The organism is Aquirufa esocilacus (assembly GCF_042715595.1).
GTDB classification, from domain to species: Bacteria; Bacteroidota; Bacteroidia; order Cytophagales; family Spirosomataceae; genus Aquirufa; species Aquirufa esocilacus.
The window spans coordinates 587,040-608,324 of sequence record NZ_JBBKXX010000001.1; the positions used below are offsets into that span (position 1 = coordinate 587,040).

The 21,285-nt window shown below is 40.8% G+C and carries 24 protein-coding genes; 12 read left to right on the forward strand and 12 right to left on the reverse strand.

What is annotated here, in order from left to right; genetic code table 11:
- The 3 genes from SKC37_RS02495 to SKC37_RS02505 all read left to right on the forward strand — a co-directional run bounded on the left by SKC37_RS02495 (position 1) and on the right by SKC37_RS02505 (position 3,978).
- The gene (locus SKC37_RS02495; protein WP_377979951.1) at positions 1–513 is read left to right on the forward strand and encodes a DUF421 domain-containing protein; all 513 of its coding nucleotides are present in this window, start codon (positions 1–3) and stop codon (positions 511–513) included.
- Between the two features lie 65 nt (positions 514–578).
- Positions 579–3,041 carry a bifunctional aspartate kinase/homoserine dehydrogenase I gene (gene thrA, locus SKC37_RS02500; RefSeq protein ID WP_377979952.1) on the forward strand — a complete coding sequence of 821 codons (2,463 nt, stop codon included), beginning with the start codon at positions 579–581 and terminating at the stop codon, positions 3,039–3,041.
- 1 nt (position 3,042) lies between these two features.
- Entirely contained in the window at positions 3,043–3,978 is a 936-nt protein-coding gene (locus tag SKC37_RS02505; RefSeq protein ID WP_377979953.1) for a homoserine kinase, read from the forward strand.
- Here SKC37_RS02505 and SKC37_RS02510 read toward each other — a convergent pair.
- Together SKC37_RS02510 and rpsU are read right to left on the reverse strand one after the other, a co-directional pair.
- A complete protein-coding gene (locus SKC37_RS02510) occupies positions 3,975–4,844 on the reverse strand; it encodes a tyrosine-type recombinase/integrase (RefSeq protein ID WP_377979954.1) in 870 nt (289 codons plus the stop codon). The two genes, SKC37_RS02505 and SKC37_RS02510, sit on opposite strands and share 4 nt — an antisense overlap.
- Positions 4,845–4,881: 37 nt before the next feature.
- Positions 4,882–5,076, reverse strand: a complete 195-nt coding sequence (rpsU, locus tag SKC37_RS02515) for a 30S ribosomal protein S21 (RefSeq protein WP_130896373.1) — start codon at positions 5,074–5,076, stop codon at positions 4,882–4,884.
- Between the two features lie 125 nt (positions 5,077–5,201).
- Between rpsU and metG the strand changes: the two genes are divergently transcribed.
- A complete protein-coding gene (gene metG, locus SKC37_RS02520; RefSeq protein ID WP_377979955.1) occupies positions 5,202–7,232 on the forward strand; it encodes a methionine--tRNA ligase in 2,031 nt (676 codons plus the stop codon).
- Between the two features lie 230 nt (positions 7,233–7,462).
- On the opposite strand, the gene SKC37_RS02525 is transcribed toward metG, so the two are convergent.
- On the reverse strand, positions 7,463–7,921 hold the full coding sequence (locus SKC37_RS02525) for a hypothetical protein (RefSeq protein WP_377979956.1): 459 nt from the start codon (positions 7,919–7,921) through the stop codon (positions 7,463–7,465).
- A 248-nt stretch (positions 7,922–8,169) separates the two neighbouring features.
- Complete coding sequence (gene pth / locus SKC37_RS02530) at positions 8,170–8,730, reverse strand: aminoacyl-tRNA hydrolase (RefSeq protein ID WP_377979957.1); 561 nt, start codon at positions 8,728–8,730, stop codon at positions 8,170–8,172.
- Between the two features lie 82 nt (positions 8,731–8,812).
- On the opposite strand from pth, the gene SKC37_RS02535 reads away from it, so the two are divergent.
- Positions 8,813–9,562: an SDR family NAD(P)-dependent oxidoreductase gene (locus SKC37_RS02535; protein ID WP_377979958.1), complete on the forward strand. Its 750-nt coding sequence runs from the start codon at positions 8,813–8,815 to the stop codon at positions 9,560–9,562.
- On the opposite strand, the gene rlmB is transcribed toward SKC37_RS02535, so the two are convergent.
- Positions 9,559–10,353: a 23S rRNA (guanosine(2251)-2'-O)-methyltransferase RlmB gene (rlmB, locus tag SKC37_RS02540; RefSeq protein ID WP_377979959.1), complete on the reverse strand. Its 795-nt coding sequence runs from the start codon at positions 10,351–10,353 to the stop codon at positions 9,559–9,561. The two genes, SKC37_RS02535 and rlmB, sit on opposite strands and share 4 nt — an antisense overlap.
- Before the next feature lie 90 nt (positions 10,354–10,443).
- On the opposite strand from rlmB, the gene SKC37_RS02545 reads away from it, so the two are divergent.
- Both SKC37_RS02545 and SKC37_RS02550 read left to right on the forward strand, forming a co-directional pair.
- Positions 10,444–11,214, forward strand: a complete 771-nt coding sequence (locus SKC37_RS02545) for a class I SAM-dependent methyltransferase (protein ID WP_377979960.1) — start codon at positions 10,444–10,446, stop codon at positions 11,212–11,214.
- Positions 11,214–11,852 carry an O-methyltransferase gene (locus tag SKC37_RS02550; RefSeq protein ID WP_377979961.1) on the forward strand — a complete coding sequence of 213 codons (639 nt, stop codon included), beginning with the start codon at positions 11,214–11,216 and terminating at the stop codon, positions 11,850–11,852. Before SKC37_RS02545 ends, SKC37_RS02550 begins: the two co-directional genes overlap by 1 nt.
- Here the strand turns inward: SKC37_RS02550 and SKC37_RS02555 are convergent.
- Entirely contained in the window at positions 11,829–12,737 is a 909-nt protein-coding gene (locus tag SKC37_RS02555) for a lytic transglycosylase domain-containing protein (RefSeq protein WP_377979962.1), read from the reverse strand. The genes SKC37_RS02550 and SKC37_RS02555 overlap by 24 nt on opposite strands.
- 58 nt (positions 12,738–12,795) lie before the next feature.
- Here SKC37_RS02555 and SKC37_RS02560 point away from each other — a divergent pair, with 58 nt between their 5' ends.
- Together SKC37_RS02560 and SKC37_RS02565 are read left to right on the forward strand one after the other, a co-directional pair.
- On the forward strand, positions 12,796–13,368 hold the full coding sequence (locus SKC37_RS02560; RefSeq protein ID WP_377979963.1) for a DUF3109 family protein: 573 nt from the start codon (positions 12,796–12,798) through the stop codon (positions 13,366–13,368).
- Positions 13,368–13,685 (forward strand): MGMT family protein, encoded by a 318-nt coding sequence (locus SKC37_RS02565; RefSeq protein WP_377979964.1) that lies wholly within the window; start codon positions 13,368–13,370, stop codon positions 13,683–13,685. The genes SKC37_RS02560 and SKC37_RS02565 overlap by 1 nt, the downstream gene beginning before the upstream one ends.
- Here SKC37_RS02565 and mtgA read toward each other — a convergent pair.
- From mtgA to SKC37_RS02580, 3 genes are read right to left on the reverse strand one after another with little or no spacing between them, the layout of a single operon-like run.
- Entirely contained in the window at positions 13,677–14,459 is a 783-nt protein-coding gene (mtgA, locus tag SKC37_RS02570) for a monofunctional biosynthetic peptidoglycan transglycosylase (protein WP_377979965.1), read from the reverse strand. The two genes, SKC37_RS02565 and mtgA, sit on opposite strands and share 9 nt — an antisense overlap.
- Before the next feature lie 25 nt (positions 14,460–14,484).
- Entirely contained in the window at positions 14,485–15,600 is a 1,116-nt protein-coding gene (gene hemW, locus SKC37_RS02575; RefSeq protein ID WP_377979966.1) for a radical SAM family heme chaperone HemW, read from the reverse strand.
- A gap of 4 nt (positions 15,601–15,604) precedes the next feature.
- Entirely contained in the window at positions 15,605–16,834 is a 1,230-nt protein-coding gene (locus tag SKC37_RS02580; protein WP_377979967.1) for a M16 family metallopeptidase, read from the reverse strand.
- Positions 16,835–16,902: 68 nt separating this feature from the next.
- Between SKC37_RS02580 and SKC37_RS02585 the strand changes: the two genes are divergently transcribed.
- A complete protein-coding gene (locus SKC37_RS02585; RefSeq protein ID WP_377979968.1) occupies positions 16,903–17,901 on the forward strand; it encodes a glycosyltransferase family 9 protein in 999 nt (332 codons plus the stop codon).
- On the opposite strand, the gene SKC37_RS02590 is transcribed toward SKC37_RS02585, so the two are convergent.
- Genes SKC37_RS02590 through rfbC form a run of 3 tightly spaced genes read right to left on the reverse strand, consistent with a single transcriptional unit; the run spans position 17,874 to position 19,904 of the window.
- Positions 17,874–18,794, reverse strand: a complete 921-nt coding sequence (locus SKC37_RS02590) for an aspartate carbamoyltransferase catalytic subunit (RefSeq protein ID WP_130896400.1) — start codon at positions 18,792–18,794, stop codon at positions 17,874–17,876. The genes SKC37_RS02585 and SKC37_RS02590 overlap by 28 nt on opposite strands.
- A 2-nt stretch (positions 18,795–18,796) precedes the next feature.
- Positions 18,797–19,339 (reverse strand): bifunctional pyr operon transcriptional regulator/uracil phosphoribosyltransferase PyrR, encoded by a 543-nt coding sequence (pyrR, locus tag SKC37_RS02595; RefSeq protein WP_377979969.1) that lies wholly within the window; start codon positions 19,337–19,339, stop codon positions 18,797–18,799.
- 25 nt (positions 19,340–19,364) lie between these two features.
- Positions 19,365–19,904: a dTDP-4-dehydrorhamnose 3,5-epimerase gene (rfbC, locus tag SKC37_RS02600; RefSeq protein WP_377979970.1), complete on the reverse strand. Its 540-nt coding sequence runs from the start codon at positions 19,902–19,904 to the stop codon at positions 19,365–19,367.
- An 88-nt stretch (positions 19,905–19,992) separates the two neighbouring features.
- Here rfbC and pyrF point away from each other — a divergent pair, with 88 nt between their 5' ends.
- Both pyrF and SKC37_RS02610 read left to right on the forward strand, forming a co-directional pair.
- On the forward strand, positions 19,993–20,817 hold the full coding sequence (gene pyrF / locus SKC37_RS02605; RefSeq protein ID WP_377979971.1) for an orotidine-5'-phosphate decarboxylase: 825 nt from the start codon (positions 19,993–19,995) through the stop codon (positions 20,815–20,817).
- Between the two features lies 1 nt (position 20,818).
- The gene (locus tag SKC37_RS02610; protein WP_377979972.1) at positions 20,819–21,226 is read left to right on the forward strand and encodes a DUF2721 domain-containing protein; all 408 of its coding nucleotides are present in this window, start codon (positions 20,819–20,821) and stop codon (positions 21,224–21,226) included.
- The last annotated feature ends 59 nt before the right edge of the window (positions 21,227–21,285 follow it).

Here is a 21,285-nt window from a genome sequence, read left to right on the forward strand (position 1 = left end):
ATGGAAGGCTATGTAATCATCGCCCTCAAATCAATAGCCGTTTACGTGTTCATCGTAGCGGCTATTCGTGTTTTTGGGAAGAAAGAGTTTGCGCAATTATCGGTGGTGGATGTGGTTTTCATCTTATTAATTTCGAATTCCGTGCAGACAGCGATGGTAGGGGAAGATACAAGTTTATCCGGCGGTTTAGTGGCAGCGTTGGCGTTATTTGCCATGAATTACGTTTTTAAGCGTATTTCTTTGGGGAGCGAATCAATGAGTAAAGTGATAGATGGGGAGCCAGTTATGTTGATTTATAATGGGAAAGTACGTCCGAATGCGTTGAAAGAAGCATCCATTTCATTAGAGCAATTAAAAGCAGTGGTAAGGGAGCACGGAGTAGAAGAAATAAGTGATGTGAACTTGGCTATCTTTGAAGTAGATGGGAATATTTCCGTTTTAAGTGATAATTATCGGAATTTGACTAAAAGAAAACGAAAAGGACACCGAATTCTTGGGCAAAATACGGCCTAAAATCGTATATTTGTACTATATCTCAGCTGTTTGTAGAGTTGAGAATCATTTTGTTTTCTTAATTAATGGAAAAAATCCTAAAATTTGGTGGGACCAGTTGTGGTAGCATCGAAAGCATTCAATCCGTTTTGGCGATTATCGAGTCAAACGGAAAATCTTCCTCAGATTTTGCTGTTGTCTTTTCTGCGATGAGCGGTGTAACCAATCATTTGTTGGAAGCGGGCACCCTTGCAGCTCAGCCGAAAAGCACGGTAAATACACTGATTGAGACAATTGAAACACGCCATTTTGAGGTAATTAAGCACTTTATTCCAGTGACCGGACAAAGTCAGGTAATTGCTCATGTGCGTACGTTAGTGAATGAATTGCGCGATGTGTTGAAAGGGATTAACTTGATTAAGGAGATTTCGCCTAAGACCTCTGATGCGTTAGTTAGTTTTGGAGAGCGATTGTCCACTTATTTAATCTTTGCCATCTTACAACAAAAAGGACTTCCGGTTTTCTACGTGGATGCGCGAGAGATTATCAAAACAAATAGTACATTCAGCCATTCTGAAGTAGATTTTGAGGTGACGAATCCGTTGATTACTGCCTATTTTGAGACAAATAAGGGTAAAATTGGTCTAGTGACTGGTTTTATTGCCTCTAATGCGAAAGGTGAGACGACGACTCTAGGTCGGGGAGGATCTGATTACACAGCCTCCGTGATAGGAGCTGCTTTAGGGGTTAAAGAGATTGAGATTTGGACGGATGTGGATGGGATGATGACGGCTGATCCACGAAAAGTGAAGTCAGCCTTTACGATTCCCTCGATTTCCTATGCAGAAGCGATGGAATTGACTCATTTTGGTGCCAAAGTGATTTATCCGCCCTCCTTGCAACCTGCTTTTGCTAAAAACATCCCGATTCGGGTGCTGAATACGTTTAACCCTAGCTTTGCTGGGACTGTGGTTAGCAAGGAACTGACGGGAAGTCCTTATATCATTACAGGAATTTCATCGATAGATCAGCTGGCACTAGTTAATTTGCAGGGGTCAGGTATGATTGGTGTGGCGGGTGTTTCTGCCAAATTATTTACAGTTTTAGCCCGCGAAAAAATATCAGTAGTCTTGATTTCTCAAGCGTCTTCTGAACACAGTATCTGTTTTGCGATCGATCCGTCAGTTTCTGACAAAGTTCGGAAAGTGTTAGAAAAAGAGTTTGCCGCAGAGATGGTTGCGGGGGATATTGAGGGAATTGATATTCAAAAAGAACTGTCTGTTATTGCTGTAGTGGGTGAGGGGATGCGAAAGCATACTGGTGTAAGTGGAAAATTATTCTCTTCTTTAGGGAAAAATGGGATTAATATTGTCGCGACAGCCCAGGGGTCATCGGAGTTGAATATATCGGTGGTCATTGAAAAAAAGGACCTTTCTAAGGCCTTGAATGTTATTCACGAGACATTCTTCTTTTCTCAGATTAAAACATTGCATCTTTATTTAGTGGGTGCGGGTTTAATCGGTAAGACATTATTAGAGCAAATTATTGGTCAGGAGCATTATTTGGCTAAATACAAAGGCATCAAAATCCGATTAACCGGAATCGCCAATAGCCGAAAACAATTAATTAAAGAGGAGGGCATTGAATTAGATCAGGCTTTACGCTTACTTGATTTGGATGGGGATACAACCGATTTAGCTGGATTTATTACTAAAATCAAAGCCTTAAACTTACCCAATTCAATCTTTGCAGATTGTACAGCGAATAAGGAAATATATACGAACTATTTAGGTTTGTTCCAGTCTAATATTTCAGTCGTAACACCTAATAAAGTCGCGAATTCAGGCCCGTATGATTTGTATGCACAATTACATCAAACGGCTCTAGCAAAAGGTGTTAAGTTCTTGTATGAGACGAATGTGGGGGCTGGTTTGCCTGTGATTAATACTTTGCAAGGTTTGATTGCTTCAGGGGATCGCTTCGAGAAAATTGAGGGGATTCTTTCCGGAACCTTATCGTTCTTGTTTAATCAATTTAAGCCGGGCAAGTCATTTGGAGAGGTTTTGAGAGCTGCAAAGCAAAAAGGATATACGGAGCCAGACCCGAGGGAAGATTTGAGTGGAATGGATGTGGCGCGTAAAATCTTGATTTTGAGCCGGGAGATTGGTTTGAAATTAGAATTCTCTGATATAACGATTGAAAAGATTATTCCTACCGCTTGTGAGGCAGCTCCTACGGTGGACGCATTTTTCGAGGAGATTGATAAAGCGAATGATTTCTTCGAAAAATTAGTCAATGATTCGGCAGCGAAAGGTGAAGTTTTGCGTTATATCGCTTGTTTAGAGGACCAAAAAATCACCATCGGATTGCGCTCTGTTGGACCCGCTCATCCGTTCTATCAAATGGATGGAGCGGATAATGTGATTGCTTTTACAACCAAGCGTTACCACGACCGCCCTTTAGTCATTAAAGGGCCAGGGGCAGGTGCTGAAGTGACTGCATCCGGTGTTTTTGCAGATATTGTATCTATTGGTAGTCATCTCGCATAATATGGAAAAGATACGTGTTTATGCTCCGGCGACTGTCGCCAATGTGGCCTGCGGATTTGATATCTTTGGATTTGCCGTGAATCATCCTGGGGATGAAGTGGTTTTGGAAAAGAAATCTACTCCTGGTATCATTATTAAAGAAATTACAGGCGACGATGGCCGTTTGCCTAAGGCTGTAGAGAAAAATACAGCCGGAATTGCCATTCAAAAATTTCTCGCCTATATAGGTCGGGAAGACCAAGGTTTTGAATTGTCTTTGCATAAGGATATGCCTTTGGGTTCTGGATTAGGTTCTTCGGCAGCTTCAGCAGTGGCAGGCGTTTTTGCAGCAAATGAATTGCTGGGCCGCCCTTTATCCCAAAAAGACCTCTTACCATTCGCGATGGAAGGTGAGCGCGTCGCCTGCGGCTCCGCGCACGCAGACAACGTGGGTCCCTCTCTTTTAGGTGGCTTTGTTATTATTCGTTCCTATGACCCGCTAGACATCATCCAAGTTCCCGTGCCAGCGGATTTATACGCGAGTATTGTTCACCCTCAAATAGAGGTGAATACGAAAGATGCGCGTGGAATATTAGATAAGGAAATATCATTGTCCACTACTATCACGCAAATGGGTAATGTAGCCGGATTAGTTGCAGGATTGCTTTTACCTGACTATGAACTAATTGGTCGCTCACTTGTCGATGTAATTATTGAGCCATCTCGTGCAATATTGATTCCTGGTTTTGCGGAAGTAAAAGCGGCAGCGATTGCAAATGGAGCTTTAGGATGTTCTATTTCAGGATCTGGTCCCTCTCTTTTCGCTTTATCTAAAGGGGAGGAAACAGCCCAAAAGGTAGCCCAGGCCATGGCCGCAGAATTTGCATCTTTAGGTATCGGTTCGGAACAGTATGTCTCTCAAATCAACCAAAAAGGCCCAATCGTATTAGCTGATTAAGCTTTTGGATGTGCTTGGAGGTAGATTGCTTTCATTTTCTCCATGGAATTGTGAGTGTACACCTGTGTTGCAGCTAAGTTTGCGTGGCCCAATAATTCCTTAATGGCATTTAAATCAGCCCCTTTATTCAATAAATGCGTAGCGTACGTATGGCGTAATACGTGTGGTGAGAGCTTCTCTAGTTGGCTGTATTCCCCTAAATTTCTCTTGACCAAGCGTTGTACAAACATGGGGTATAAGGGTTCTCCTTTATCCGTGAGTAATAAATGGGTGTGTTCCACAGTGCAGAAGCTGCGATACGCTGCAATTAAATCGATGAGTAGTCCTGGTATAGGAATCACCCGTTCCTTATTTCTCTTTCCGATTACTCGGATTGTTTTAGCGGCTAGGTTGACCTGAGAATTTTGCAAAGAAATCAATTCCGCCAAACGAATCCCTGTTCCATATAATAAAAACAAGATGAGTTCGTCTCTGGCTTCACTGAAATTCGTTGCGATTTTCCGGTTATCTACCAGCTTTTCCATCTCTGATTCCCGGACAAATTGGGGTATCTTCTTAGTAGTTTTAACCATCCTGATGGAAGTCATCGGGTTCTCTTTCATTTTCCCCGTTCGTAAAAGATACTTATAGAAAGTGCGGAGTGTAGCTAATTTGCGGTTGATGCTCCGGTTTTGGATGGAATCATCGGACAAACTGATGAGCCATTTACGAATAGTTAACGCTTGAACTTGAGATAGCTCCATGGGAGCGATGAAAGCGGTAAACTGTTCTAAGTCAGTAGAGTAGGAGGTAATCGTGTGCGAACTGAGGCGCCTTTCGATGGACAGGTGGTCCAAAAAAAAATTGACTAATTCAGGATTCATCATCGAAATTAGTCAATTCCTTTAAAGAATGTATAGGAAATTAGTTATTAATATTTCCGTAAGTGATTTGCTTGTAAGCAGCACGAATCATTTCTTTACGACGACCTACAGAAGGTTTTTCAAAAGCAGATCTTCTACGTAGTTCTTTTACTACACCTGTTTTTTCAAATTTCTTCTTGAAGCGCTTTAAAGCCTTATCAATTGATTCGTTCTCTTTTATCGAAATAATTAACATTTTCTTTTGTCTGTTTTTTTAAATTGTGTGCAAAGATAGTTATTTTTTTTTGATGCGCAATAGGTAAATCGATTATTTCAATGAATGTTTTTGCCTATTTTTGTGCTTTCATTTTACCTACTTTTATGTCAGACTTTTCACGGACTACCGTTACTGCCGCGTTGATTTATGCGAATGGCCCTATTCATATTGGTCACTTAGCCGGTTGTTATTTGCCAGCAGATATATATGTTCGGTATTTACGCTTGCAGAAAAAGGATGTGATTTTCGTGTCTGGAACAGATGAGCACGGAGTGCCTATTACGATTAAGGCTGCGAAAGAGGGTAAAACTCCTCAGCAAGTAGTGGATTATTATTACAAGGAGATAAAGGATTCATTTGAGCAATTTGGTATTTCCTTTGATATATACGGTCGTACATCTGATCCTGTCCACCATGAAGTTTCCCAAGAATTCTTTTTGAAATTATACCAAGAGGGGAAATTTATTGAAGAGGTAACAGAGCAATTCTACGATGAAGAGGCGAAGCAATTCTTGGCGGATCGTTATATCACGGGTGATTGTCCCTCTTGTAAACAACCTGGCGCCTATGGTGATCAGTGTGAAAAGTGTGGTACGACGCTTTCTCCTACGGAATTATTAAACCCGAAATCGGCTTTGAGTGGATCTAAGCCCGTATTGAAGCCAACCAAAAATTGGTTCTTGCCCTTAGATCAATGGCAGTCTGAATTAGAAAAATACATCAACTCGCATCCAGAATGGAAGTCGAATGTAACCGGTCAAGTGAAGTCTTGGTTGCAAGAAGGCTTGAAACCACGAGCGATGACGCGTGATTTGAATTGGGGTGTGCCTATTCCTTTGCCTGATACGGCGGGCAAAGTGCTTTATGTGTGGTTTGATGCTCCTATCGGTTATATTTCCATGACGAAGCAATTAACGCCGGAATGGGAGACTTATTGGAAAGCAAAAGATAGTCGGATTGTGCATTTTATTGGGAAAGACAATATTGTCTTCCATTGTTTGATATTTCCTGCTATGTGTTTGGCGCACGGAGGTTACCAATTAGCTGATCAGGTGCCAGCGAATGAGTTCATGAACTTAGAGGGTGATAAGATCTCCACGTCGCGTAATTGGGCGGTTTGGTTGCATGAATATTTAGTAGACTTTCCGGGTAAGCAGGACGTTTTGCGGTATGCCTTGACAGCTTCTAGTCCAGAAACAAAAGATGCAGATTTTACTTGGGCTGATTTTCAGACCAAAAATAACTCCGAATTGGTGGCTATTTTAGGTAATTTCGTGAACCGTGCTTTTGTGTTAATTGATAAAAACTTTGGATCTGTAGTGCCTCCTAAAGGGGATGGCACTGGATTGGAAGCAGATTTGATGGCAGCAGTGACTGAAATACCAGCTAAATTGGCTGCCGCATTAGAAAATTATAAATTTCGCGATGCCTTGGTGTTAGCGATGGAGATTGCCCGTTTAGGTAATAAATATTTAGCGGAAGCAGAGCCTTGGAAGATCATGAAAGAGGATACGGCGAAAGCTGGAACAGTATTGAATTATGCGGTCCAATTAGTCGCTCAGGCAAGCATTGCATTAGAACCATTTATTCCATTTAGTGCACAAAAATTACGTTCTGCACTTGGAATGGAAAGTTTTGAATGGTCTAGTATAGGTGATTTTGAGGTAATTTCAGCAGGAACAGCCTTGCAAAATCCAGGCTTGTTATTCGAGAAAATTGAAGATGATGTGGTTCAAAAGCAAGTAGATAAATTAGCTCAAACAAAAGCGCAGATGGAAATAGCCACTAAAACGGTGCCGGCTTTGAAAGAGACGGTAGCCTTTGGTGATTTTGCCAAAATGGACATCCGCATCGGAGAGATCATCGCGGCGGAGAAGATGGAGAAGAGTAAGAAATTGTTGAAACTTCAGGTGAACGATGGTTTTGTGACACGTACCATTTTGTCCGGCATTGCGGAACATTTTGCTCCAGAGGAACTAGTGGGTAAGCAAGTGACATTTTTAGCGAACTTAGCGCCACGTAAGATGATGGGAATTGAAAGCGAGGGAATGATCTTGATGGCAGAAGATGCTGACGGGAGTCTAGCGCTTGTGCAGCCTAATAAGCAGATTTGGAATGGAGGAACCGTTAACTAGGGCATTCTTTACGGTAGGGTATAAAATAAAAATAAGGTCAGAAGAAACTTCTGGCCTTATTTGTTTAACCTCTAAACCTATTTAACTATGAAAATTTATACAAATATAATGCTTTAGTGGATATTTTATAAGTTTAGTGCAAAAAAAATAAAAAAAAAGGTGAAGTTAAAAACTTCACCTTTTTCAATTACCTCTAAACCTATTTAACTATGAAAACTACTAACAATCTACTATAACACAACAATCAAGTGCTCTTGCTGTTCTGAGCTGTTATCGAAATTATAGTCGATAATAGGCTCAGTACTTACAAATGACCAAGCTAGGTTGATCTTTTTCGCCTCTTGATTAATTTCTTTGATCCAGTTTAACGTCTTTGTGTCTGAAAAATTTTGTCCTTGTTCAGAAATAGTTTTGATGGTTTGGTTGAAAACCACTTTTTCTGCATCAGATACTTTTAGATACTCAGTTTTGTTATTTTGGAAATCTTGTAAAATCGATATTGTCAAACTCGCCGCGCTTGCGCTCTTTACTTGAGCATCTTTACGTATCAACGAGGTGATCACTTCTGATAATGTTTCTGTTTTTACTAATAAATCGTTTGAACGATTAAATGAACGCGCTTCTTCTCCTGCAACCGCAACTAGGTTTAATCCAATTAAACAGCTAGCTAATAATAATGTCTTTTTCATATTTTTGTTATATTTATTATCTAAATCAACGATGCAAAATTATTGCATTTTTTTAATATGTCAAAACTTTATTTTAGTCTATTTTCAGTTTAATTTTTTATAAAATTGCGATTTTGAATCATAAATCAGAATATATTGTATTACAATTGAAATTTCGCAGAATAATATTTGGCTAATTATTTTAAATCGTTTGAAACATTCTTAATTGAAAATTGCGGAAAAATTCAAAGATTCTTTAAAAAGTACAATCATTGGTTGTATTTGTTCATTGTTTTCGTCAGCCCGTCAACGCAGAATGATTCTATTATCTCCGAGGTTTTGTCCAAAATGAACGGAATTGTTTCTAATTCCGCCTCAGAGAAGTTACTTAATACAAAGTCAGCCTGTCTTCCTTTGGCAAAATCAGAGCCGATTCCCATGCGCAAACGAGGGTATTCTGTACCTGCTAGAACGCTTTCTATACTTTTAAGGCCATTATGTCCACCAGATGAACCTTTGGGTTTTAGACGAAGTGTTTCAAATGGAAGTGCTAGGTCATCCACTAGGACGAGCATGCTTTCCTTTTCAATCTTATAATAGGAAAGCCAATAGTTGACGGCTTTGCCACTCAGGTTCATAAACGTGGTGGGTTTGATTAAATAGATGGTGTGACCATTTACTTTATAGGACGCGACGGAGGCTAGTCGATCGGTTTTGAAGTTTATGTTTTGTTGTTTGGCCAAAAAATCTATTGCCATAAATCCAATATTATGGCGAGTAAATAAATATTGTGGGCCTATGTTGCCCAATCCAACGATTAAAAAATTCATAGGTTAGTCAATTTTGATACAAATTACGCTCAAATTTTTTAGAACACCTCTTTGCGCTTACCTTAGCATAAAATTTAATCCTATGAATAAAATTGCCTGCATCACAGGAGCTAGTTCTGGCATCGGTCGCGCCACAGCTCATGCCTTAGCCAAAGAGGGTTTCCAATTAATCCTTTGCGGGAGAAGAAAAGAGCGCTTGGAGGAGCTGCAGGCTAGTTTATCTGTTAATTCAACGCTATTGACATTTGATGTCAGTGATCAGCAAGCCGTTATTGATGCTTTTGAATCGCTTTCTGTTGAGTGGAAAAATATTGATGTCTTGGTAAATAATGCGGGTAATGCACACGGAATGTCTGCCATTCAGGAGGGGAATGTAGCTGATTGGGATGCGATGATGGCCTCCAATGTGACAGGCTTATTATATGTCTCGAAAGAGGTGATTAAAGGTATGGTGGCGCGAAAAATAGGCCACATCATTAATTTGTCTTCGATTGCAGGAAAGCAAACTTATCCTAATGGTAATGTGTATTGTGCATCCAAAGCGGCCGTTGAGGCCTTGTCTGCTGGCATGCGCCAGGATTTAAACCCGTTCGGGATTAAGGTTTCTAATGTGGCTCCAGGTGCAGTGAATACGGAGTTCTCTGAAGTACGCTTTAAGGGGGATCAAGCTAAGGCGGAAGCAGTTTATGCTGGTTTCGAACCTTTAGTGGCAGAAGACGTGGCGGAATTAATTCGCTATATCGTCTTAGCTCCCTCGCACGTCAATATTGCGGACGTAACTATTTTGCCGACAGCGCAAGCGTCAGCTTTTCAAATTCTTCGAAAAAATTAAATAGAACGTTGGCGAACAGTCTCAAAAATGATGACTCCCGCAGCAACCGATACGTTAAGTGATCCTACTTGACCCGTTTGTGGGATTTTAGCGATCTCATCTGACTTGCGGATGATTTCGTCTGTGATTCCATCTTCTTCTGATCCCATAATGATGGCAATCGGATCTTTGTAGTCTACTTCGTAAATCGTGCTTTTGGCTTTTTCTGTACAAGCGACCACGCGCAATCCTGAATTTTGCAAAAAGTCAATCGTTTGGATTAAACTATCTTCTCTACATACCGGAATGAAGTTTAAAGCACCAGAGGAAGTTTTCATCGCATCTGCGTTGATTTGAGCAGCTCCACGAGAGGGTAAAACGATCGCGTGAACACCCGCACATTCTGCTGTACGTGCGATCGCACCGAAGTTTCTCACATCTGTAACGCGGTCCAAAATCAGTATAAACGGTATTTCGCCTTTCTCAAAGGTGTCTGCAATGACATTCTCTAATTTAGCATAGTGAATAGCAGAAACGAAAGCGATGGCTCCTTGGTGATTTTTTCGCGTAATGCGGTTCAATTTTTCTAAAGGAACCTTTTGTACTTGAATACCTTTTTCCTTGGCTAAATCAAGGATTTCAGTGTTTCCTAGTTCTCTTTGGACTAATAAACGATCAATTTCTTTCCCAGAACGAAGGGTTTCTAAAACAGATTGTACCCCAAACACAAACTCTTTATTGTCTGTTACAGGAGCTGTAAAATGTCTAAATGGTCTCTTAAATGGGGGTCTTGATGCGTTTTCTTCTGACACGTTGTTGCTTGAAATTTTGCACGAAGGTCGTCATTTTTTTTAACATTTCAGCTAGATAATTCCTTACCTTTGTGTCTTAATCATAATAGAATGTATAAAACTACCGAAATTGCGTCGTCTGATATCCCATCAGATAATCCCGTTCACCAACGCTTGTTGTATCCCTATATCCACGTCAGCAAATTGCTTTCTGGCAATGTATTGGAGATTGGATGTGGTACTGGCCGCGGTGTAGGTGTATTAGCAGAGGCGGTAAGTGATTACACTGGAGTAGATAAGAATACGGAATTGATGGAGAGTTTATCTAAGACTTATCCTAAGTTCAAGTTCATCGATATGTTTTTACCTCCATTACAGGATCTGCCATCGAATCATTTTGATTATGTCGTAACCTTTCAAGTGATTGAACACATCGAAAACGATGATTTCTTTTTAGCGGAAGCGGCGCGTGTATTAAAACCAGGGGGTAAATTGTATTTGACGACGGTGAATAAGAAATTCTCATTAACTCGTAATCCGTGGCATGTACGCGAGTATTTAGCACCGGAATTGCGTGACTTGATGAAGAAACATTTTTCAGTGGTAGTGACGGAGGGTGTGCACGGGAATCAAAAAGTGATGGATTATTACGAGGAAAATAAGGTAGCAGTGAAGAAAATTACTCGATTTGATATTTTTAACCTACAATATAAATTACCTAGAACCTGGTTACAGGTGCCTTATGATATCGCGAACAGAATGAGCCGTTTATCGATGTCTAAGTCGAATAATTCACTTGTTTCATCCATTCAAGTGGACGATTATTTCTTAAGCCAAGATCCTGATAATTCGTTGGATTTCTTCTATACTGGAATTAAGTAATGGAATTCATTGACGAAAGGATTGAGGAATATGCGCGCCTGCATTCTGAGCCAGAAAATGACTTGTTAAAGGAATTGGTTCGAGAAACGCACGCGATGGTATTGCAACCGCGTATGCTTTCAGGCCACTTGCAAGGACGTTTTTTATCTTTCATTGCTAAAGTTTACCAGCCTACACTTATCCTAGAAATAGGTACATACACGGGTTATTCTGCCCTTTGTCTTGCTGAAGGATTAAAATCAGGTGGACAATTAATCACCATCGATGTTAATGAGGAGTTAGAAACGTTCACTCGTTCGTTCTTTAACCGCTCTGCATTTAAAGAGCAAATTGATTACCGAATAGCCGATGCAGCTGTCGAAATTCCCGCTATTGATGGACCGATTGATTTGGTCTTTATAGATGCAGATAAGCGTAATTATGCCTTGTATTTTGACTTAGTGATCGCCAAAATGCGTCCAGGAGGCCTTATTCTTGTGGATAATGTACTGTGGAGTGGTAAAATCATTGAGGAATCGGCTCGAGATAAATCAACACAAGCTTTGCGTGATTTCAATTCAAAAGTGGCCAATGATTCACGTGTTGAGCCTTTATTGTTACCTATTCGCGACGGATTATTCTTGTTGCGGGTTATCTAATTTCTTTTTAGGAGGTAATAGAAAATCTGTGGGCTCTTCGATTGTTGGAATACGCTTTGAATTATCAAAAAACGGGACATTGGAGGGGTGATATACGATATAATTCTTGTCGTTAGGTACAAAATCGTTCAAAATCCAAGGATTATGCTTCTTTAGATCATCATAACTGACATTCAATTCATCTGCGATTTCATATAGGTTTTTACCGCGTGTGTTCTCATACAACACTAGTTTGGATTGATTCGCGGGTTTAATGCCTAAGGAATCATCTTTCTTGAATTCATCTGCCCAAAACTTTTGGTAGGCTAAAAACCGAAGCACATACCAATCCGTTGTCGAATCGACTTGAATGTCTGATTTTCCCACCCAATCCATCACATAAGGTGTTTTCTTTGCTGTTCCTAAACCCACACGGTAGGAGAGAAGCGTGCCCACCCAGTTGTTTAAGACGCGGTTATTGCGGGTGAAATAGATCGCAGCGCCTTTAGTGGCTTCGATAATGTGCTTGCGTTCGTCTACCTGCTCATTCACTTTCATTCCCATATCCGTTGCCGTTCCAATCTTAAATTGCCAATATCCGACGGCCTGTGAAGAGGAAACGGCAATGGGATTTAATCCACTTTCCTGAACGGAAAGGTATTTGAATTCATTAGGGATGCCCGCTTTTTGTAATAGGGGCTCCATCACGGGGAAATAGAATCGCATTTTTTCTTTCATTCCCTCAACAAATCTTTTGCTACTGCCTAATCGCTTTTGCTCCGATTCTAAGATGGATTTAGCGGAAGGATGGATGAATACTTTCACGTTCCCGATAAGTAGTGAGTCGGGGAAAGAGGTTTTGGCAAAAACCGGTAAACAGAATAAAAGTATCCAAAGGGATTTCATCTTGTAAAATTACCTATATTAACTATAATCTGTACCTTTGTGGTTCAAAAATAAGCAGATGATTTTAATTGACGATACAGTAATCTCTTCCGATGTAGCAGACGAATTTTTCGTGTGTGATTTGGCCAAATGCAAAGGTGCATGCTGCGTAGAGGGAGATTTAGGTGCACCACTAGAGGAAGACGAGTTAGAGATTTTAGAGCGTATTCAGGACGATATCAAACCCTTTTTATCGGAACTAGGTTTGCAAGAATTAGCCAAAACGGGTGCTTGGGTAAAGGATGATGATGGCGATTTTTCTACGCCAGTGATCAAAGGCAGAGAATGTGCATACGCCCTATATGATGACAAGGGTTATTTAAAATGTGGCATTGAGCAAGCTTATTTTGCCGGTAAAACTGATTTTAGAAAACCGATTTCTTGTCATTTGTACCCCATTCGGTTAGCTAAATTAGCTGATTATACTGCACTGAATTATGATCGTTGGTCGATTTGTTCCGATGCTTGTTCGAATGGAGCATCTTTAGGCGTACCTATATATGTGTTTTTGAAAGAGCCCTTGATTCGTAAATTTGGAGAGAAATGGTATGCGGAATTGTGCCAAGAAATCGAGGAGCGCAAAGAAGAATAATGGCAGATTTTGAGGCTATTTACCAGGTTGTTGCATTGATTCCGGAGGGAAGAGTAACATCCTATGGTGCTATTGCTGGTTATTTAGGTTCTAAAGGGGGGGCGCGATTAGTGGGTTGGGCGATGAATGCCTCGCACGGTCAAGCCTCTATACCTGCCCATCGCGTGGTGAATCGCAACGGAGTTTTGACCGGAAAGAATTTTTTTGGTGGAAATCGGATGCAGGAATTACTAGAAGCGGAATGCCTCACGATTAAAGACGATCAGATTCAACACTTCTCCTCCCACTTCTGGGACCCGGCTGTCGAGTTATTGTAAATTTTTCAAATAGTTTTTACCCCCTAATCCTTTCATTTGGCGTTGAATGGCTGATGTGCGTTTACGCACGTAAGCAGATGGATTTTCAATAGAGAATCGGTTTGGGCTTGGTAATACGGCCGCAATTCTGGCGGCTTCGGAAGTACTAATTTCCGAACCACTATGTCCATAGAAGCGTCTGCAAGCCGCTTCTACACCAAAAGTCATAGGTCCCGTTTCTGCCACATTTAAGTAAACTTCTAGGATACGCTCTTTCCCCCAAATTAATTCTATCAAGAAAGTGAAATATACTTCTAGGCCCTTTCTGAAATAGCTTCTACCTTGCCACAGAAAAACATTTTTTGCTACTTGTTGGGAAATGGTACTGGCTCCTCTAATTTTTTTTCCTTTCATGTTGTGCTTTACGGCACCTAACATGGCATCAAAATCAAATCCATTATGGTCAGGGAATACTTGATCTTCCGAGGCTACCACGGCGATAGCAGCATTTTTATCTAAATCTTGGTAAGACGTCCACTGACTGTAAATTTTAGACGGCTTTCCCTCCATCATAGCTTTGATTTTTCGGGAGGCCATAGTAGGCGTAAAATAGACCGGAAAGAATTTTAAAAATACTACCGAAAATAGGCTAAAGCCCCAGAGATAGAGAAAAAACAGCCCAAATATTTTAAATAAAGAGCGCTTCTTAGGGCTCTTTTTAGTCAAGCGTTGAAATTTATTTCCTCCGCTGGCTGGGCCGGGTATTTTTTTATTGATTTCAATTCTCTTTGCCATACAAGTGTAAATTTACAAAAAGGCCTCAGACCACAAAAATATCACTGCTTAAACGATCCGCTAGTAATTTTCCGGTTCCCACGAGTATCAGGTTTTCGCCGGTTACTTGCGCATATCCTTTGTTTACCCAGTCCTGGAATTCTTTTTCTGGATAATCGAGCCCCAATTGTGCTAAAGTTTCACGAACATAAACGAGCTGAATACCCCATTTAGTACGTAGGCGAACCATCAGGTATTCATTGTATTGATCAGCTAGACTAAGTTCCTCCTTTTCCGCTAATGCAAGACCTGAGGTGATGTATTTGGCGTTATTCGCCACGTTCCATTGCCTAGAATGGCCATTGAAACTATGAGCAGATGGTCCTATGCCTAAGTAAGGTTCCTGCAGCCAATAACTCGTATTATGGATAGAATAATGGCTATTTTTGGCAAAATTCGAGGTTTCGTAACCCTCGTAACCTTTAGATTCTACATATTCGCGGACCTGCATAAAGGCAGATGCCATGGTAGAATCCGGAATTTCCTGAAAAGTCCCTTTCTTTTTTTGAACGCCAAAAACCGTTTTAGGCTCCACCGTTAAGCTGTAAGCTGAAATATGTTGTACTCCTAGGGATGTGGCTTTTTCTAAATCTTGGGTTAAATCCGCTTCTGAGTTGTCGGGAATTCCGTAGATTAAATCAATGCTGATGTTCGCAATTCCGGCTTTTTGCGCATTTTGAATCGCTCTAGTTGAATCAGATGCCTGGTGATTACGGTTCATCAGGACTAGGTTTTTCTCCTGAAAGGATTGAATACCGATGCTCAGGCGATTGATTCCTTTGGAAGCAATCATCTCGCAATATATTGGTGTTAAATCTTCTGGATTTGCTTCCAAGGTAATCTCAGCATCGTTTGCAATGGCGTGATAACTGCGAATGGTATCGAAAATCAATTCAAACTCCGCAACATTTAAGAGGGACGGTGTACCACCTCCAAAATAGATGGTTTTTAATTCAGCGCCTTTTAAATAGTCTTTCTGCGCTGCTATTTCTCGACAAATTGCGTTGACCATTTCCTCTTTTCGACTCGTATTCGTCGAAAAATGAAAATCGCAATAATGACAGGCTTGTCTACAAAAGGGGATATGGAGATATAGGTGCACGGAATTAAGGTTCGAAAATCAAACAACTCAAAGTGGCTGGATTTAACATTTCTGTCGCCAGGGATTGAATGTGTGCGCTATCGATCAGGTCAATTTGTTCGAAAATCTCCTCTAAACTCTCAATTTTCTCCCGATCAAGGAGGTTTTTAGCCATCATTAACATGAAGTTGAGATTTCCCTCTTCAGCCATGGCTAATTGCCCTTTTAATTGGCTTTTTATCTTAGTCAATTGAGGTGTAGTCAATTCCTTTTCTTGCAATTTTGCGAACTCCTTATGAATCAATTTTAAGGATTTATTCACCTGATTAGGTTCAGTCCCAAAATAAATGGCCCAATAACCCGAGTCTAAAAACGAAGTCAAACTTGCCTCAATGGAATAAACTAGGCCATGTCTTTCCCTTACTGAAACGTTTAACAACGAATTCATTCCAGGTCCTCCTAGTAGATTGACTAATAGGAAAAAGGCTAGTCTATTTGGATTTTCAATGGCAAAAGATTGACGACCTAATGCCACGTGAGATTGCGTAATGCCTCTTTTAATGACTTTTGTTTGTGGAATCATCGGCGATGGAGCCACTCGTTTCACGATTTGCTTTTTTGCCTGTATAGATCCCAAATGCTTTTCTGCCCAAGCAAAAACTTTCCTAGGATCAAGTTTACCAATCGAGGAAAAGACAATGCGAGAGGTATCTAAATTGCGTTCGATAAAGGTTTCTAGGTCCTTTTTTTGGAAAGCCTGAACTGTTTCTGTCGTTCCTAAAATATTGACGCCTAAGGGGTGATTGGGGAATAATAATTCATCAAAATCATCCTGAATGGCTTCTTCCGGAGCATCATAATACATTGACATCTCCTCTAAAATGACAGAACGCTCTTTTTCCAATTCCTTTTCTGGAAATACGGATTCAAACGTAATGTCAGTTAATAGTTCTAAAGCCCGTTCGAAATAGGGACTTAATATGGAGGCATGAAAACAGATTTTTTCTTTGGTGGTGTAGGCATTCAATTCCCCGCCATAAACTTCGAGGCGGTTAATGATCTGCATATTGTTCTTTTTCTTCGTCCCTTTGAAGGCCATGTGCTCCCAAAAGTGCGCTAAACCCTCTTCTCCCGCTAATTCATCTCGACTTCCGATGTCTAACATAATCCCTAAATGCGAGATCTCTGTGTGAAGCACTTGTCTGTGCACCACCGTGATTCCGTTTGAGAGGGTATGCAGGTGAATGGAATTCATAAATGGGGTTTTGGTGAAAAATGTCTCAAAAATAAGTAATTTTATGGCTAATCGCGTCCTTTTCTTCTATGAAAACTGTATCCAAGGTGTTAATTATTCAGACCGCTTTCCTCGGGGATGCGGTTTTAGTAACGTCATTATTGGAGAAAATCCGGATAGAATCCCCTGAAACGGCCATTCATTTGTTAGTAAGGAAAGGGAATGAGTCTATTTTTCAGGCTTACACACATCCTTGTTTGGAGCGCGTTTGGACCTATGATAAGTCCAATAAACGAGCTTCTTGGCTTGATTTACGCACTAATTTGAAGCAAGAATCCTTTGATAAAGTTTTTGTGGTACAGCGATTCTTCGGAATGGGTTTGTTGAGTCTGATGATTGGTGCCAAGCAGGTTTTTGGGTTTGCAAAGAATCCACTATCCTGGTTTTTTACGAAGTCTTATCCACACCCTTTTGGGAATGGGATCCACGAGGTAGAACGGAATACGGCTTTATTGAGCGATTGGTTAGGGGATAAAGTCTTTAAACCTTTTTTGAATCCAGTTAAAGTTACGCCTCCAGTGTCGAATTATATCTGTATTTCTCCTGGTAGCGTTTGGGAGACGAAGCGTTTACCCATTCAGAAGTGGATCGATTTCATTCATTTATTGCCTCGTGATCAGGCGGTTGTATTAATGGGTTCTTCTAACGAGAAGCATTTGTCTGATGAGATTGAGCAAGCCTGTCAAGGTTGGCCTATTTACAATGAAACAGGTAAACACGCCTTGTTAGCTTCTACGTCTATTTTTGCCCAAAGTAAAGGTAATTTCGTAAACGATTCAGGTCCGATGCATTTGTCCTCTGCCGTAAATGTACCTACGGTTGCTTTGTTCTGTTCTACGATTCCGGATTTTGGTTTTGGACCATTAGCTGATCACAGTCAAATCGTTGAGGTATCAGAAAAATTGAATTGTCGTCCTTGTGGAGATCACGGCAAGAAAAATTGCCCACTAGGCCATTATGCCTGCGGAAATCACATCTCTTCTCAAAAAATGTTATTGGCTTACGAAGCTCTCGAAGCAAGTAAATAAAGGACAGCCATTCTCACGGCCACGCCATTTTCTACCTGATCTAAGATGATTGAATGCGGCGAATCTGCTGCATCAGAGCTTAATTCCACCCCACGATTAATCGGTCCAGGGTGCATTAAAACGATTTCTTTAGGTAATTCCTCCAGCATCGCCCGGTTGATCCCGAAGAACTGCGAGTACTCCCGAAGACTTGGGAAGTATTTGATTTGTTGTCTCTCTAATTGGATACGTAACACGTTTGCGGCATCGCACCAGGCTAAGGTACTCTTTACATCGTGTGAAACTTCTACGCCTAGGCTTTGTATGTGCTTCGGAATCAAGGTGCTAGGTCCGCAAAGACGAACTTCAGCTCCTTGTTTTTTCAAGGCGTAAATATTGGAAAGGGCTACGCGTGAGTGCAAAATATCTCCGATGATGGCGATCTTTTTGCCGGCTAAATCACCCAATTTCTCTTGTAGTGAGAAGGTATCTAATAAGGCTTGCGTTGGATGCTCGTGCGTTCCATCACCTGCATTGACGATGTTGGCTTTGATATGTTTCGCTAGATAATGTGGTGCACCTGGACTGGCGTGGCGCATCACAATCATATCGACTTTCATTGCCAAGATATTATTGACTGTATCCAATAGAGTTTCTCCTTTTTTTACTGAACTGCCTGAAGCGGAGAAGTTAATGGTATCAGCAGAAAGTCTTTTCTCTGCTAATTCAAAGGATAATCGAGTACGAGTGGAGTTTTCAAAAAAGATGTTGGCAATCGTCACATCCCGTAGAGAGGGAACTTTTTTAATCGGTCTGTTCAAGACCTCTTTAAATTCTCTGGCCGTTTTAACAATCAATTGAATGGATTCTTCATCCAGATCTTTGATTCCTAATAAGTGTGGCGACTTTAACATAGTTATTCAGGTTGAGGAATTAACCAAATTCTGTCCGCTTCATGGCCTTGTTCCGTCCATTCCACGAGTACTTTTTCGGTGGGTAAGGTATTCACACTTTTACCCACGTAATCTGCGTTAATCGGCAAATCACGGTTATAGATACGGTCGATTAAGACACATAATTCCACTTTAGCCGGTCTTCCAAAACTAGTCATCGCATCCAGCGCCGCCCGTACCATTCGGCCCGTGGCTAAAACGTCATCTACTAAGATTACACGCTTGTTTTCGATCAAAAAGGGTACATCGGTTGAATTAGGCGATACGGTTTCTCTCCGGCGGTAATCGTCACGGAAGAACGTAGCGTCTATTTTTCCTACGCTAGGAGCTTTATCAAGGTGTTTGCTTAATTCTTTCGCGATACGTTCTGCAAAGAAAATTCCGCGCGGCTGTAAGCCTAGAATAACAGTTTCAACATCCTTGATTTGATTTTCAATGAGCTCTTGACACAACCGAGAGATGGTTATTTCGAGTAATGGGCTTGATAAAATCAGCTTGCGAGTCATTGATGCAAAGATATCAAAATTTTATTTAAAAAATCGGGTAATTGGGGTCAAAATCAGGTAGAATTTGGTCCTTATCCGATACAATAGGGTTTTCAACGCCCCATTCAATCCCTAATTGCGGGTCATTCCAGCGTATCCCTGATTCAGCCTCTTTGTTCCAAAAATTCGTGCATTTATACACAAAAATCGTCTCTTCTAGGGCGATAAATCCGTGGGCGAAACCGATGGGTACATACAACATATTGCCTTTATCTGCATCTAAAACGAATTTTTCGTGCTGTCCGAAAGTAGGGGAGTCCTTACGTAAATCGACTACGACGTCCAGGGCTTTTCCGGTCATCACTCGAACTAATTTCCCTTGTCCGTTCGGATTGTGTTGGAAGTGTAAGCCTCGCAATACACCTTTCGTAGAAAAAGAATAGTTGTCTTGCACAAAATCTTCTGGGATTCCATTGGCTGCAAAGCGCGTCTGGTTGTAGGATTCGTAGAAAAATCCACGTTCGTCGTGAAATTTAGTCGGTATGCACTCGATAACTCCGGATAAACGCTGTGTAATGAATTCCATTTGTTGGTTTTTGGCAGGGAAAGGGATAGATTTGTGGCAAAATTAATCCAATTTAGGCTTATTCCAAAGGCCATTTTCCCTCCATCTTATGAATTCAGCGGAATTAATTAAGCAGATTGAACAAAAGAGAACCTTTTTATGCGTCGGTTTGGATACCGATATCTCATTAATTCCAAGTCGGTTTAAGACTGAAAAAGATCCCATTTTTGCCTTTAATAAAGCTGTCATTGATGCTACCTTGCCTTACGCAGTCGCTTATAAACCTAATATCGCTTTTTACGAGGCTTTAGGGCCTGCTGGTTGGGAAAGTTTGCAGAAAACGATGGAATATATGCCTAAAGACGTATTTTCTATCGCAGATGCGAAGCGGGGAGACATTGGAAATACGGCTACGAAATATGCTCAAACTTTTTTTGAGCCTGCTCGTGCCGGTTTTGATTTCGATTCCGTAACGGTGGCGCCCTATATGGGAGAGGATTCGGTGACTCCTTTCTTGCAATTTGAAGATAAGTGGGTGATTCTGTTAGCCTTGACCTCTAACTCAGGAAGCAATGATTTTCAACAAATGAAAGACGAACACGGTATTCCTTTTTATGAGAATGTCATGCGTAAATCGATGGAATGGGGGACTGCAGATCAATTAATGTTTGTGATAGGAGCCACTAGGACAGATTATATTGCCAAAGTTCGTGAAATTGCTCCTGATAATTTCTTCTTAGTTCCTGGAGTAGGAGCACAAGGAGGAAGTCTTTCAGAGGTGGCCAAATTTGGGATGAACAGTCGCGTGGGCCTTTTAGTGAATTCCTCTCGTGGAATTATTTATGCTGGCGATGATACCTCGGTTTCTGCCGCTAGAGAGGCGAAAAAAGTACAAGAAGAAATGAATCAGTTACTAGATCAATACTATAAGTAATATGGAATTAAGCATTGGTACCCCAGCCTTATTGTTCTCAACAGTTTCCTTATTGATGATTGCTTTTACAAATCGCTTTATGTCGATGGCCTCGTTAATTCGCGGTTTACATGAGAAGTTTCAACAGAATCCTGATGATGCGATTCGCATGCAAATTGATAACCTGCGATTACGGATGAAATTGATTCAGCGGATGCAGATTATTGCGATTGTGAGTTTGATTTTGAGCGTGGTGTGTATGTTTCTGTTGTTTATGAACCAACAGCTCATTGCTCGTTGGTTTTTTGGAATCGGCCTTTTAGGAATGAGTATTTCTTTGGCTTTAAGTGCTTGGGAGATAACGATTTCCACCAAAGCACTCGAAGTGGAGCTTTCGGATATGGAAGATGTTATAAATAAGAGGAAATAATGCTATTTTTTATCTGAATAGTAAAAAATAACTATCGAAATATTTTCCGCCTATAAAAT

Bases quoted from the DNA above. Each gene is read 5' to 3' on its own strand.
- SKC37_RS02495 (WP_377979951.1), top strand. From the start codon at position 1: ATGGAAGGCTATGTAATCATCGCCCTCAAATCAATAGCCGTTTACGTG.
- thrA (WP_377979952.1), top strand. From the start codon at position 579: ATGGAAAAAATCCTAAAATTTGGTGGGACCAGTTGTGGTAGCATCGAA.
- SKC37_RS02505 (WP_377979953.1), top strand. From the start codon at position 3,043: ATGGAAAAGATACGTGTTTATGCTCCGGCGACTGTCGCCAATGTGGCC.
- SKC37_RS02510 (WP_377979954.1), bottom strand. From the start codon at position 4,844: ATGATGAATCCTGAATTAGTCAATTTTTTTTTGGACCACCTGTCCATC.
- rpsU (WP_130896373.1), bottom strand. From the start codon at position 5,076: ATGTTAATTATTTCGATAAAAGAGAACGAATCAATTGATAAGGCTTTA.
- metG (WP_377979955.1), top strand. From the start codon at position 5,202: ATGTCAGACTTTTCACGGACTACCGTTACTGCCGCGTTGATTTATGCG.
- SKC37_RS02525 (WP_377979956.1), bottom strand. From the start codon at position 7,921: ATGAAAAAGACATTATTATTAGCTAGCTGTTTAATTGGATTAAACCTA.
- pth (WP_377979957.1), bottom strand. From the start codon at position 8,730: ATGAATTTTTTAATCGTTGGATTGGGCAACATAGGCCCACAATATTTA.
- SKC37_RS02535 (WP_377979958.1), top strand. From the start codon at position 8,813: ATGAATAAAATTGCCTGCATCACAGGAGCTAGTTCTGGCATCGGTCGC.
- SKC37_RS02545 (WP_377979960.1), top strand. From the start codon at position 10,444: ATGTATAAAACTACCGAAATTGCGTCGTCTGATATCCCATCAGATAAT.
- SKC37_RS02550 (WP_377979961.1), top strand. From the start codon at position 11,214: ATGGAATTCATTGACGAAAGGATTGAGGAATATGCGCGCCTGCATTCT.
- SKC37_RS02555 (WP_377979962.1), bottom strand. From the start codon at position 12,737: ATGAAATCCCTTTGGATACTTTTATTCTGTTTACCGGTTTTTGCCAAA.
- SKC37_RS02560 (WP_377979963.1), top strand. From the start codon at position 12,796: ATGATTTTAATTGACGATACAGTAATCTCTTCCGATGTAGCAGACGAA.
- SKC37_RS02565 (WP_377979964.1), top strand. From the start codon at position 13,368: ATGGCAGATTTTGAGGCTATTTACCAGGTTGTTGCATTGATTCCGGAG.
- mtgA (WP_377979965.1), bottom strand. From the start codon at position 14,459: ATGGCAAAGAGAATTGAAATCAATAAAAAAATACCCGGCCCAGCCAGC.
- SKC37_RS02580 (WP_377979967.1), bottom strand. From the start codon at position 16,834: ATGAATTCCATTCACCTGCATACCCTCTCAAACGGAATCACGGTGGTG.
- SKC37_RS02585 (WP_377979968.1), top strand. From the start codon at position 16,903: ATGAAAACTGTATCCAAGGTGTTAATTATTCAGACCGCTTTCCTCGGG.
- SKC37_RS02590 (WP_130896400.1), bottom strand. From the start codon at position 18,794: ATGTTAAAGTCGCCACACTTATTAGGAATCAAAGATCTGGATGAAGAA.
- pyrR (WP_377979969.1), bottom strand. From the start codon at position 19,339: ATGACTCGCAAGCTGATTTTATCAAGCCCATTACTCGAAATAACCATC.
- rfbC (WP_377979970.1), bottom strand. From the start codon at position 19,904: ATGGAATTCATTACACAGCGTTTATCCGGAGTTATCGAGTGCATACCG.
- pyrF (WP_377979971.1), top strand. From the start codon at position 19,993: ATGAATTCAGCGGAATTAATTAAGCAGATTGAACAAAAGAGAACCTTT.
- SKC37_RS02610 (WP_377979972.1), top strand. From the start codon at position 20,819: ATGGAATTAAGCATTGGTACCCCAGCCTTATTGTTCTCAACAGTTTCC.